This window comes from Pseudomonas sp. CROZ-RG-20F-R04-15 (assembly GCF_022662375.1).
In the GTDB taxonomy this organism is placed as follows: domain Bacteria; phylum Pseudomonadota; class Gammaproteobacteria; order Pseudomonadales; family Pseudomonadaceae; genus Aquipseudomonas.
On sequence record NZ_JAKNQL010000008.1, the window covers coordinates 94,060 to 107,739 of the forward strand.

Annotated in this window: 7 protein-coding genes; 5 read left to right on the top strand and 2 right to left on the bottom strand. The window is 60.4% G+C overall.

Annotation, left to right across the window (positions count from 1 at the left end):
* The first annotated feature begins 86 nt into the window (after window positions 1–86).
* The 5 genes from L8H52_RS14035 to L8H52_RS14055 all read left to right on the top strand — a co-directional run bounded on the left by L8H52_RS14035 (window position 87) and on the right by L8H52_RS14055 (window position 8,017).
* Window positions 87–3,254, top strand: a complete 3,168-nt coding sequence (locus L8H52_RS14035; RefSeq protein WP_242207602.1) for a hybrid sensor histidine kinase/response regulator — start codon at window positions 87–89, stop codon at window positions 3,252–3,254.
* 22 nt (window positions 3,255–3,276) lie between these two features.
* Window positions 3,277–3,924, top strand: coding sequence for a response regulator (locus L8H52_RS14040; protein ID WP_242207601.1), 648 nt, complete (start codon window positions 3,277–3,279; stop codon window positions 3,922–3,924).
* 108 nt (window positions 3,925–4,032) lie between these two features.
* Window positions 4,033–4,626 (top strand): fimbrial protein, encoded by a 594-nt coding sequence (locus L8H52_RS14045; RefSeq protein ID WP_242207600.1) that lies wholly within the window; start codon window positions 4,033–4,035, stop codon window positions 4,624–4,626.
* 70 nt (window positions 4,627–4,696) lie between these two features.
* On the top strand, window positions 4,697–5,446 hold the full coding sequence (locus L8H52_RS14050; RefSeq protein WP_242207599.1) for a molecular chaperone: 750 nt from the start codon (window positions 4,697–4,699) through the stop codon (window positions 5,444–5,446).
* A gap of 84 nt (window positions 5,447–5,530) precedes the next feature.
* Window positions 5,531–8,017 carry a fimbria/pilus outer membrane usher protein gene (locus L8H52_RS14055; RefSeq protein ID WP_242207598.1) on the top strand — a complete coding sequence of 829 codons (2,487 nt, stop codon included), beginning with the start codon at window positions 5,531–5,533 and terminating at the stop codon, window positions 8,015–8,017.
* A 204-nt stretch (window positions 8,018–8,221) separates the two neighbouring features.
* Here L8H52_RS14055 and L8H52_RS14060 read toward each other — a convergent pair whose 3' ends face one another.
* On the bottom strand, window positions 8,222–11,896 hold the full coding sequence (locus L8H52_RS14060; RefSeq protein ID WP_242207597.1) for a translocation/assembly module TamB domain-containing protein: 3,675 nt from the start codon (window positions 11,894–11,896) through the stop codon (window positions 8,222–8,224).
* Window positions 11,893–13,620 carry an autotransporter assembly complex family protein gene (locus L8H52_RS14065; RefSeq protein WP_242207596.1) on the bottom strand — a complete coding sequence of 576 codons (1,728 nt, stop codon included), beginning with the start codon at window positions 13,618–13,620 and terminating at the stop codon, window positions 11,893–11,895. The genes L8H52_RS14060 and L8H52_RS14065 overlap by 4 nt, the downstream gene beginning before the upstream one ends.
* Between the last annotated feature and the right edge of the window lie 60 nt (window positions 13,621–13,680).

Below are 13,680 nucleotides of genomic sequence, written 5' to 3' on the forward strand. Positions count from 1 at the left end.
GCGGCACGTGGCTGTTGTTGAACGTCGCTCGTTACCGAGGTCACTGTGTCCCAAGGCTGCCCCATCACCGCTGGTCAGGCGCTGTAATGCCGCACACCAATGCATTTCTGGACAAACTGGCCAGCAGTTCGCTGCGGTTGAACAAAAGTCTGCTGCTACTCGGCGCACTGGTGTTGCTGCTGTTGGGCATCAGCTATCTGGGGGTGCAGCGCATGCTCGAAGAGCAGCGCGACACCCTGCAGTTTCACTTCGCCCGGTTGATGGAAAATATCCATGAGCAGGAAGTGTTCCTGCGCGATATCTCCCAGGCCAGTGCCAAGGGCCAGTATTTCCCTTTGGTGGTGTTGCCCACCTATTCGCAAAAGCTGCTGCCCGAAGAAGGCCCGAATGTTTATGAGGGCCGTGGCTTGCCGTTCTCACTGCCGTTCAGCGTAAAGATCGATCCGCAGAGAATCGCCGCCGACCAATACCCCAAGGTTTTCGCGCTGGGCAGTTATCTGGCTGCCTACTACAGCGCGTTCTGGGCAGCCTCGCATTATCAGTCGCCTCAGGTGATCCTGCTCAATGGCCCCGACAACTTCGACGTGGCCGTGCCCTCCGCCGGGCGCTTGCGCGGTGCCGGCCCGATGCAGATCGGCGCGTTTGCGCAAATCATGAGCCAGGTGAACCAGCACACACGCGAACAGTCTTCCTCAGCGGCCGATCATCAAGTGCATTGGGCACCCTACCCGCCCACTCAGGACAACGAGGCAACACCGACGCTGCTGGCCTACGTCAGGATCAATCTGCAACTGCCAACGTTGGCCATCGAGGGCGCTGACTCCTGGGTAGTGCTCGGCACGCTGCTGAAGCTGTCGCAGGTCAACAACATCGAGCGCTTGATGGAGTGGTCGATTTACGATGACTTCACGCTGATCACTCCGGCCGGCGTGGTATTGACCGGCGCACAGCGGTCCACTCGGACGCTGAATGAGGGCGTGAACTTCAACCGCGACGGTCTGGTGTTCAAACTGAGCAGTGCCGGTGATCGGCACTGGACGGCGATCTATGTCATCAGTGTGCAGAGTTTTCTTGATTACGCGCTGTGGCCACTGCTGGGCTTGCTCGCTCTGGTCGTGACCATGCTCGGCTGCGGCCGCGCGTTCAATCGCTGGTACACAAACCGGGTCATCCTGCCAGCGCAGAGCGCTCACTCCAGCATCGCCGAAAGCGAGGCGTTCGGCCGCGCGATCATCGACACGGCTCCCACCGGCCTGTGCGTGATCCGCCGCAGCGATCACCATGTTCTGGTACAAAACCAGCGCGCACAGCAATGGCAGGACACTGGTGAACTGATGAGTCTGCTGCAGCAGTCGAACGGGCCTGGTCACGTGGAGCTGGAGATTGACGGCCGCCACGTGCATGTCGATTTCGTGTCGACGCGTTACCATGGCCAGGATGCCTGGCTGTGTGCATTGCATGACGTGACCCGGCATATCGAAGACGCGGCCGCTCTGGAAGAAGCCCGTCTGGCCGCCGACTCGGCCAATCAGGCCAAGAGCCGCTTCCTCGCCACCATGAGCCATGAAATTCGCACGCCACTCTACGGCGTACTGGGCACCCTCGAATTGCTCGGACTAACGCCACTCGCCCCGCGCCAGCAGGATTATCTGGACACCATCCAGCGCTCCTCCGCCAGCCTGTTCAAGCTGATCAGCGATGTGCTCGATGTGTCGAAGATCGAGGCCGGGCAAATGACCCTTGAGCTTCAGGACTTCTGCCCGCTGGAGCTGACTGAAGATGTCGTGCGTACTTACAGCGCGTTTGCCCGCGCCAAAGGCCTGCAACTTTATGCCTGCATCGATTCGACCTTGCCGGATCGATTGCGCGGTGACCCGTTGCGCATCCGCCAGATCCTCAACAACCTGCTGAGCAACGCGATCAAGTTCACCGACAACGGTCGCGTGGTATTGCGCGTGCGGGTGTTGCAAAACGCCGCTGGCAACGCCCAAGTGCAGTGGCAGGTCAGCGATTCGGGCGTGGGGATTGCCCCGGCGCAGCAACAGCAGTTGTTCGACCCGTTCTATCAGGTCAACGATGCCGACAGTCAAGCCGGTGCGGGTCTGGGGCTGGCCATTTGCAAATGGCTGTGCGAGTTGATGCACGGCCAGTTGAACGTGATCAGCGAACCGGGACTGGGCAGCAGTTTTACCCTGCAACTCGCGCTGGAGAACGTCCCGGGGGCATTGGCTGACTGCCCTGCCTTCGCCGCCGGCAGTCCCACTGTTTATGTACGTGCGCCGGTCAGCGAACTGGCGCTGCACCTGATGGCCTGGCTCAAGCGTTTTGGTCTGGATTGCCGCTTGGTGACAACAGAGATGCCGCCATCCTCGGCGCTGCTGGTGGACCTCGCCCCTCTCGACAACGCCCCGCACTGGAGCGGGCCTCGGATCGTCGCCGTTGCGGGTGGCCCCAATCCGGCGCAACCAAGCGGTGCAGACTGGGCGGTAGACGCCGACGATGTCCGCGCGATTGCCTGGGCGATTGATCTGGCACAACACGGCGCCAGTGCGCAGCGCCCGGCCGCGTTGCAGGCAAAGACCCGACCGTTGAATCTGCAAGTGCTGGTGGCCGAAGACAACGTGATCAACGCGGCGATCATCAAGGAACAACTGGAAGCACTGGGCTGCGCGGTGGTCGTCGCCGCGAACGGCGAACAGGCCTTGGCACAATGGGCACCCGGCCGTTTCGATCTGCTGCTGACCGACGTCAACATGCCGGTCATGAACGGTTACCGACTCGCCGAGGCGGTACGCCAACAGGACGCGATGTTGCCCATAATCGGCGTCACCGCCAACGCCCTGCGCGAAGAAGGCGAACGCTGTGCCGCCGTCGGCATGAGCGCGTGGATGGTCAAGCCGCTGAACCTCGCGACGTTGCGCGCGCAACTGGAGCAGCATTGCAAAATCGCCCTGACGCCGGTTATCGACGCCCCGCCGCCGCTATCGGCAAAAATGCGCGAGCTGTTTGTCGCGACCCTGCGCCAGGACATTCAGACAACCCTGACGGCGCTGGAGACGGCCGACGCCAACAGCGTGGCGCAACAACTGCACAGCATGGCGGGGGCGCTGGGAGCGGTGCAACTCAACGCATTGGCCAGCGCGTTTGTCGAACTGGAATGTCGCTTGAACGGCATGGCCGTGACGCCCGCTCTGGCCGTGGCGGTGCGACAACATCTGACGCGGCTGCAAGATCTGCTCGACTCCCTCGAATAACTTCACTCTGGATAAATCACTCATGGAAACCTTCAACGTTGTCATTGCCGATGATCATCCCATCGTGCTGCTGGGGGTGCGGGAACTGGTTGAGCGTGACCAACGCTTCACCGTGGTTGGCGAAGCCGTTGGCTCCGATGAACTGATCAACCTGCTGGAAACCCGGCCCGTGGACTTGTTGATCACCGACTTCAACATGCCCGCCGACTCGCCTTACGGGGACGGCCTGAAACTGGTGGAATACCTGACACGGCATTTTCCCAAGCTCCGGGTATTGGTGCTGACCATGATTTCCAACCCCTTGATCCTGACGCGTCTGCAGGAACTGGGTGTGTTGGCAGTCATTCAGAAAAACCAGTTGCACGACGAAATCGAGTCCGCCCTCAAAGCGATTGCCAAGGGCAGCCCGGTTCGCTGGCAGGCATCCGCGCCGACATCCGTCGTGAACGACGGCGCCGATCTGGATGAACGTTTTTCCAGGCTGTCGCCCAAGGAACACGAAATCCTGCGTTTGTTCGTTCAGGGCCAGGGCGTCAACGACATTGCCCGCCACTTGAACAGAAGCGCCAAGACCATCAGTACGCAGAAAGTCTCGGCAATGCGCAAACTGGAAGTCAGCAGTGATCAGGATTTGATGACTTACTGCATCGAACGCAACTTGTTCAATTAACTAAAAGACACTTTCCGGAGTCTTCCGAACTTCTAAGGATCGTCTGATGTTCCAACGGTAATGCGCGTTTTATCGTGTTGTCTTCTTCCCAACCAATGGAAAAGCAACATGAAAAAGTTGTCCAGAACGCTTCTCGCCCTTTCGATGTTCGCTGCAGTCGGCAATGCCCTGGCAGCCGACCCGCCAGTGACCCCGACCAAGGCCGGCAGCGGCACCATCAACTTCACAGGCACCATCAACAACGACGCCTGTTCGGTTGAAAGCGCTGGCAAGGACAAGACCATTTCGGTCGCCATGGGTGAAGTGTCGATCAAGGACATGGGCACCGCCACCGCGCCTAAAGGCAACGGCACGTTGAGCGTCGAGAACTTCGACATGAAGATCAACTGCAACGCCGGCACCAAGGTTGCGATGCTCTTCGAACCGACCAAAGGCGCTGGTTCAGGCATCGTTGCCGGCACCAAAGTATTGAAACTGATCGACGGCCTCGGCGCCGCGAAGAACATTGGTATCGCCCTCCTCGATGCCAACGGTGCGTTGATCGACCTCAGCTCGCCAGCCACGGCGAAAATCGAAAACACCCTGCAGGACAGCAACACCACGCTGAAATTCTCGGCGGCCTACGTCACCACCGCTGACCTGGCATCGGTCGTTGCCGGTCGCGGTGACGCCACCCTGCCGTTCACCCTGCAATACGAATAACCCGCGCGTACATCCGGCGCAGTGCGGGGCCGGCGGCCCTGCACTTTCATTAAACAGCGCGGTAACCCTCATGTTTTTTCGTCATTCACTGTCCTTCTGTGTGGGCCTGCTGGGCCTGCTCGCCGTCAATCAGGCCTTGGCCGGCATTTCCTTGAGCAGCACACGTCTGATTTTCGACGGCAAGCACAAAGAAGCCGGCATCACTGTGCGCAACAGCGGCAATGATGTGCTGGTCCAGTCGTGGATCGACACCGATGCCAGCGAAACCACCTCCGTGCCGTTTGCGGTCACGCCGCCGTTGGTGCGCGTCAGCGGCGAAGAACAGCAAATACTACGCGTCATCTACGAAGGTACCGGCATGCCGACCGACCGCGAATCGGTGGTCTGGCTCAACGTGCAGGAAATCCCCCAGACCGCGAAGACCGAGAACACCTTGCAGCTCGCCGTGCGCCAGCGCATCAAGGTGTTCTTCCGCCCCGCTGGCCTGAAAAACAACGCTTATATGGCACCGGGTGACTTGACCTGGCGACTGGCCGAGCGCGCCGGCAACAGCGTGCTGGTGGTGAATAACCCTGGCCTGTATCACGTGTCGATTGCCGATATCACCCTGCAATCCGGCGCGCTCAGTGAGCACCCGTTTGATTCGATGATGATCGCGCCCGGCGAACGTAAAGAGTTCGCGCTTAAACAACTTCACTCGACCAATGCGGCAAGTTTGTTGTTCAGCAGCATTAACGACTATGGCGCACAAGATCGTTTTACCGCGCAACTTTCCAACAGCGCCGACACCCGCGCCAGTCCAAAGAAAGAAACGCCATAACTCGCGACTCGCTCTGATCGCACACTTTCACTGTATTTCTCTTCGCTCCGTTAGTTCGTATCGGAGGTGATATAGGGTTCCTCCATGTTTTTACTTAAACGCGAAGGTCTGGCGTCGTTGTTGATTGCCTCGGCCATCAGTACGGCGTGCCAGGCTGACGGCGATGAACAGTTCAACACGTCGTTTCTGCAAGGCGCCGCGTCGACCGTTGATGTGCAATCGCTGCTCGCCAGCAACAGCGTTCTCCCCGGCAACTACCGGGTTGACCTCTACAGCAACGACACGCTGGTCGGTCGTCGCGACATCGACTTCCGACGCCACCCCGGCAGCGGCAAGATCCAGGCCTGCCTGACCCTGGAGATGGTCCAGCAATTGGGCGTCGATATCGCCAAACTGCAAGCGAGCAGCAAGCTCGACGCCAACGATCCCGACGCCTGCCTCGACCTGCCCGTATTGATCGATCATGCCTCCGTGCGTTACGACGTACCGCGCCTGCGCCTGTTGGTCAGCGTGCCGCAAAGCGCCATGGAGCGTGGTCGGCGCGGTTACGTCGACCCCGCCCTGTGGGACGAAGGCGTGCCGGCCGCGTTCATCAACTATCAGGTCAGCAGCAATCGCAACAGCACCCAGTCTGCCAACACGCTTTCCAATAACGTCGGCTTGCGCAACGGTATCAACCTGGGCGGCTGGCGCTTGCGCAACGAGTCGAACTTCAACAGCAGCACCGGTCAGCCGAGCACCTTCAAAAGCAACCGCAGCTATCTGCAACATGACCTGACCGCATTGAAAGGCCAGTTCAGTGCCGGGGATATTTTCTCCGACGCCGACCTGTTTGACAGCGTGCGCTATCGCGGCCTGAAACTGGCCTCCGATGACGGCATGCGCGCCGACAGCGAGCGGGGTTATGCGCCGGTCATTCGCGGCATTGCGCAGTCCAGTGCCACCGTGGAGATTCGCCAGAACAACTACATCCTCTACAGCGCCAACGTGCCGCCAGGTCCGTTCGAGATCAGCGATATCTATCCCAGTGGCTCCAACGGTGATCTGGAAGTGACGATTATCGAGGCCGACGGTCAGCGCCGGGTGACGGTGCAGGCGTTTTCCAGCCTGCCGATCATGGTGCGCCAGGGGCAGTTGAAGTACAGCGTCTCGGCCGGCCGCTACAACAGCAACAGCGATGATCAACAATCGCCGCAGTTCGTCAGCAGCACGCTGGCCTATGGCATCAGCAGCAACTTGTCCGGCATCGTCGGCGTGCAGGCGAGCGAGGATTTCCAGGCGGTGTCCGTGGGCGCGGGACGTAATACGCCGATCGGTGCCGTATCGCTCGACGTCACCCATTCCGCCAGCCGCACCTTTGGCCAGGCGGTCAAGGGCAACAGTTTGCGCGCGCTGTACGCAAAGACTTTCACCGGCACCGACACCAGTTTCACCCTCGCCGCTTACCGCTATTCGACCGAGGGTTACCGCACCCTCACCGAGCACGTCGAGGAACTGAGCAACGAGGGGCAGACACGGACCGGCAACTCGAAAACCCGCACCGACCTGACCGTCAACCAGAGCCTGGGGCGTAACCAGCAATTTGGCAGCGTCTATCTCAATGCCAGCGACCAGCGCTACTGGGGGCGCGGTGGCTCGCAAAGTCTGTCGGCGGGTTACAGCAACTATTGGGGTGATGTCAGCTACAACCTCGGCGCGACCTACACCAAGGACGTCGGCAACTATGGGCCGGCGAACAATGACACTTTGGTCAACCTGTCGCTGTCGTTCCCGCTGGGTTCGAAACCACGTGCGCCGCGAGCGTTTGTTTCCGCCAGTACCCAGAAAGCCACCGACAGCACACAGGTCGGGATCAACGGCTACCTGACCGAAGACAGCGACACTTATTACTCGGTACAGGGCGGCAACAGCAGCACCGGCGGCAGCAGCGGTTCGGCCAACCTCAGCACCCGCACCTCGATGATGGACATCAGCGCCGGTTACAGCCAGGGTCGCGGCTACAACTCGCAGAATCTCAATCTCGCCGGCTCGATCGTCGGCCACAGCGGCGGGATCAACCTCGGGCAAACCGTCGGTGAGACATTTGCACTGGCGCAGGTCGAAGGCGTTTCCGGGGTGAAAATCGGCAGTTTCTCCGGGGCCAAAACCGGAAGTAACGGCTATGCCGTAGTGCCCAATGCGCAGCCCTATCGGGTCAACTGGATCAACCTCGACACCCGCGATCTGGGCACCGACATCGAGATTGATAACGCCACCCGCCAAGTGGTGCCGCGCCGTGGTGCAGTGGTGCTGGCGCGCTATGCGAGCAAGACCGGTCGCCGTGTGCAATTCGCTTTGTTCGATGCGCAGCACCAGCCGATTCCGTTTGGTGCGTCGCTGGAAGATGGCGCCGGCAAGCAACTGGCAATCTCCGACCCAAGCGGCAAGGCACTGGCGCTGGTGGAAAACGACGCCGACAGCCTCGTCATCGTCTGGCAAGGCCAGCGCTGTGAAGCGCCTTATGCGTTGCCAGAACGTGACAAGGCGTTGAACTACGAGCGGGCCTCCCTGGTGTGCCGCCCGTCCCAGTAATTCCAAAGATCAAATCAGCCGCGAGCCTGCTCGCGAAGAGGTCGGCAACCTCAGCATCATCGATGAATGAGAAGACGCCTTCGCGAGCAGGCTCGCTCCCACAGGGGGATTTCGAGCTAACACAAATCCGTGCCTGGCACAGATCGAATGTGGGAGCGAGCCTGCTCGCGAAGGCCGCGCCTCGGTTCAAACAAACTGGTGCGATCAGAAATCCCGTTTGTAGAAAATATCCAGCGAACTCGCCACGCCACTCGCAGCCTCGACATAGACCTTCTTGCTCAGCTTGTAGCGCAGCGCAATGGTGCTGGCGGGTTCAAACACGCCAACGCCATAACGCAAACTGAGCTTCTCGGTAATATTGCCGCTGGCCACCACACTGGTGGCATCGCCGCTGCCCGCCGTATCGAGCTGGAAGTCCTGAATCCCCAGATCCTTGGCCAGACTGCTGGTGACCCCGGAGCTGCCCATCAAGCCCAGACCCAACGCCGCTTGCGCGAGCATGTTGTTGTCTTCGCCGTTGGTGCTCAGCGGACGCCCGAGGACCAGATACGACAGCGCCTGCTCCTGACTCATCGCCGGCTCGGAGAATATCTGCGTGGTCGGTTGCTCGGCGCTGCCGCTCAGGCGAATACCGGCAATAACGTCGTCGGTCTGGCGGATCGCTTCGATATCCAGATACGGCTGATCGATGGGGCCGGCGAACAACAGACGCGCACGCCGCACATTCAGGCGCTGGCCGTAGGCACTGTAGCGGCCGTCGTTGAGCCACAGCTCGCCACGGGTGTCCATGTTGTCGCCGATGTGCACATGACCTTGCACATTGGCAGTCAGACCAAAACCGGCGAAGGCCAGTTTGTCTTCGCCGACCACCACGTCGATGTCCATCTTCATGGCCATCGGTGGTTTGCCCTCTTCGGTCTGCGCACCGACGATGATCGTGTCGTCAGAGACTTTCACTGTTGATGGCGGCAATTCACGCACGGTGATTTCACCTCGCGGCACCAGCACTTTACCGGCAATCGCCAACTCATCGCCGGCCATGGAAATCTTCAGATCCGGCGCGACTTCGAGCTTGGCGTACGGCTCGACGGTGACCGGCAATTGCGTGCCCTTGAGCGCCAGATCGACCACCAGCGCCTGCCCCCAGGCGACGTTACCGTTGAGGCTGCCCTGCCCGCTTTTGCCGCTTTTCCAGCCGCCGTCGAGGCGTACCGATTCGCCGGCAATCACGGCGGTGAGTTGCAGGTTCTGCAGCTCCATCGGCAACTCGGCGCCGGACACTTCGCCGTCGCTGAGTTGCACGGTGCCGTTGACCAGCGGCGCGAGCAATCCGCCGGAAATCGTGCCGCTGCCGTTGAGACGCCCGGTGAGTTTCTCGACCATCGGCACAAACGGCCGCGCCACCGACAGATCCAGTCCGCTGAGGCGGAACGAGCCGCTCAACGGTTTGTTTTTCGGCAACGGGTTGAGCTGCGCCTGCACCATCAATTCGCCGAGTTTGCCGCCGACGAAATTCAGTTCGGTGTCGACGCGCTTGGGCGTGAGCTTGCTGGTGAGCTTGAGGGTCTGGTACGGGAAATCCAGCCACTGATCCTTTTCCTTCATGCGCAAGGTGCCGCCGCTGGCGTCCACGCTGACCACGCCATTCGGGCCGCTGGCCGGCAGATCCAGTTGCAGATCGGCGTTGAGCTTACCCTTCCAGGCAAAATCTTTCGGCAACCATTGCGCGAGGCTTTCGATCGGGAACTGCTTGAGGTGGTAGCGCAGCTTCGGCTCCGGCATCAGCCGTTGATCTTCACCGCACAGGCTGGCGTCGCCGGACATCCAGCAATGCGCGCCAAAGTTGATTTTGCCGTCAGCCAGACGTTCCAGTTTGGCCGGGCTTTGCAGTTTCCAGTCCTGGCCGCCGGCCTGAATGTCGCCGCTGGCCAAGCGCCCGCGCCAGTTGCCCTTGTCCAGATTGCCATCCACACCGAGGGCCAGTTTCAGCTTCGGCCCGATCAGGTCGAGGTCGAGTTTCTGCTTTTTGATATCACCTTGGGCGCTGGCGGTCAGCGTGCCCAACGCGGTGTCGCCGGCCTGAATGCCCGCACCTTTCAGATCGATTTTCGCCCGCTGTGCGCTGTCGAGAGTCGCATCGAGGTTGAGGCTTTGCAGGCGATTGTCCTGGAACGCCAGTTGCGAACCTTGCAGATTGAGTTTGCCCTGCGGCGCTTGCAGCGTGCCGGCCACATTGACCTGACCGTTGACCTGCCCGCGCAGCTGCGGCCAGAGCTGGGCCAGACGCGACAGCTTGATGTCGATCTGCCCGGTGAGTTTCTGTTGCAGGCTGCCTTTGCCGTTGATGCTGTTGTCGCCGAGGCGGACTTGCAGGGCATTCAGATTCCACTGCTCGCCCGCGCCGTCCGCCTTGGCCTGGAGGATCGCCGGTTGCCCGCGCAGTTTGCCTTTCAAGTCGAGGTCGGCGGTCAGGCTCAGGCGTTCGTTTTTCATTTCGCCCTGGCTTTTCAGCGGTCCGGCCAAAGTGCCCGGCAGCTCGGCGACCCAGTACGCCGGATTGAGCGCCGACAACTCCAGTGCCGTGTCCCAGGCGATGCCGTCGGCGAACTGCACATTGACGTGACCTTCAGCCTTGCCCTGCCCGGCTTGCATTTTCAGTTGCGGTAAAGCGATCTGTTTAAGACTGCCGCTGAACGGACTGCTCAGGGTAAACGCGCCGGCCGGACCATCCAGAGCGGCGTCGAAATTGCCGAGGTATTGACCGTCGGTGTAGGAGACTTCGCCAGTAAACGTACGCAAGGCGACTTGTGGCTCATCGATTTCGCTATAGAGCCGATGCCACGGAAAGTCCTGCCAGTTGATATTGGCTTGGGCACTGAGGCCTTTGCTCCAGTCAACGCTGCCGGTGAGTTTCAGGCTTTGTTTATCGTTGGCCGTCAGGTCGAGGCCGGCGATCTGCGCGCCACTGGCGTCGACTTTGCCTTTGAGCAACAGCGCTACCGGACCTTTATCGGCGGGCAGCGTGGCGTTGCCGTTGAGCTGGTAACCGTTTTTCAGGTCGCCTTCGCCGGTCAACAGCAATTGATTGAGTTGCAGGGTGTCCGGTAAATCAGCGCTCGGTTTGAACGCCTCGCTGGTGATGCGCACCTTGGTCGGCAGGTTTTCCGCCAGCGGTTGCAGCTCGCCGATCAACTGACCGTCGAGGTATCCACGGCTGTCGGCGTGCAGGTTGAGGGTTTTCAACAGGTCGCCGTCGACTTTCAACGCCAGCGTCCACGGTTCAGTGCCTGGCGATGGCAACGTCAGATTACCGGCCATGTTCAGCGGCCAGTTGCCGGTTGGCGCGAGCGTGCCGGACAGGTTCAGGCTGAGCTCGTCGCGCTGCAATTTCACGCTGTCGATCTGCATGCCTTGGGCGGTCCAGTGCGCCGCCAGTTGCAGGCCCTTGAGCTGTTCGCTGCCGTTGAACAACAGGCTGCCGACCTGCACATCGCCCAGCTCGATGGCCACCGGCAATTGCAGGTCCGGCAGTTTGATCGGGCCGCTCTCGGTGGTCTCTTCGCTCGGCGGGAATTGCAAAATGACCTGATCGGCCTTGAGCTGTTCGATGCACAAAGTCATGCGCGTCAGGCACAGCGGTGACCAGGCGAAGATTGCCTTGTTCAGCTCGACGCGACTGCTGTCCTGCTGCCACACCAGATGATCGGCACTCCACTGCCCGCCGAGGCGACCCTGGAAATTTTCCACCGTCAGCCCCGGCACGAGGCCCAACACCCAGCGGCTGCCGGCCCCCGTGCCGAGTACAGCAGTGACACTCAATACAATCAACAACACCAGCGCCAACAACGCCAGCGCCGTAATTTTCAAACCACGCTTCACAGCTCAGGCCCCATGGAAAAGTGCAGCCGGATGCCGCCATCGTCGTCGAGTGCGTGGGCCAGGTCGAGGCGGATCGGCCCGACCGGCGAGACCCAGCGCACACCAATACCGACCCCGGTCTTGAGGTTCGGCAGTTCGAGTTTGTTGAAAGAGTTGCCCTGATCGACGAAGGTCGCGACGCGCCATTTCTCGGCGACGGAGTATTGGTATTCGACGCTGCCGGCGACCATGTAGCGGCCACCGATGCGATCGCCTTTGGAGTTTTCCGGGGACAGGCTCTGGTAGTCATAACCGCGCACACTTTGATCGCCACCGGCAAAGAAGCGCAGCGACGGCGGCACCGAGTTGTAGCCGTTGGTGGCGCTGCCGCCGACCTGCACGCGCCCAAGGAAGCGGTGTTTGTCGAATACGGTGGTCAGGCCTTTGACCAGCGCGGTGCCATATAAAAGGTTGTTGTCGGAACCAAGGCCTTCCTTCGCTACCTTGCTTTCGAAGCTCAGGCGATAGCCGTTGTGTGGGTCGATGCGGTTGTCGCTTTTCAGGTACGAGTAACTGATGCCGGGCATCAGCAAGGTACTCAGGCCGGAATCGTCGCCGAGTTCATATTCTTCGCGCTGCCATTTCAGCGAAATCACCCGCTGCCAGCCACTCGGCAACTTGCTGTGCCATTCCGGGCCGAAGGTCAGCAGTTTGCTCAAGGTGTCGGAGCCGTCGATGTCTTCGAATTGATAACCGCCGGCCCAACGCAGTTTGTCGGTCAGTGGCGGGTCGAGCGGAATGTCGTAGAACAGCCCGACGTTTTGCCGCGGCGCCGAGAGTTCGGCTTCCCAGCCATAGCTGTCGCCCTGCGGGTTGACCCAATGGCGCGTCCAGTTGGCTTTGATGCGCGGGCCGACGTCGGTCGAGTAACCGAGGCCCAGGCCCATGGTCCGTGGCTTGCGCGTGTCGAGTTTGACGTCCACCGGGATCACGTCGTTTTTCGCGGCGGTCGGTGCCGCATCGACGCGTATGCCTTCGAAATAGCCGCTCGATTGCAGATCGCGGTTGAGTTCGGCGATCAGCTCGGAGTCGTACGGCTCGCCTTCCTTGAACGGCACCATGCGTTGCAGCAAATCTTCGTCGAACGGTGTGTCGCCTTCGAATTTGACTTTGCCCAGCGCATAACGCGGGCCGCTTTCGTAGATCAATTCGACGTCGGCCACCCCGGCGCGCGGGTCGACCATGAGTTTTTGGCTAGTAAAGTGGCCACTGAAAAAGCCGAAGCGTGAAGCCTGATTCTGAATAAGTCTTTTGGCGTCTTCGTAACGCCCATGGTTGAGCACCGCGCCGGACTTGAGCACGTCGCTTTTCGGCACACGAAAGGATTTGAGGGAGGCAGCCGGGCCGTCGACACGGATGGTGACGTTGCGCAGGCGAATCGGTTCGCCGGGATCGATGTTCAGTACCAGGCGCGGTTTTTCGCCGCCCTTTACGTCACTTTCAATCTGCGGCTGGTAGTAGCCCAACGCCTGGGCCGCTTTGCGCGCCTGCTCTTCGGCACCGCGACTGAAGCGCTGCAGGGCTTCTTCGTCGCGATCGCCGAGGCTGCCGATATAGCCTTCTATATTGGCCTTGAGTTCATCGTTGGACGGTTTGATCCGCACATCCAATTCACTTTGCGCCAGCGCCGCGCAGCTGGTTAACAGCACGAGCACGCCACTGGTAAATCTTCCTGGAAACTTCATAGGCGCGGATGCTATCACGGGCTTGGGAGCGTGATAGAACAGGAAATTTCCCAAGAAGTT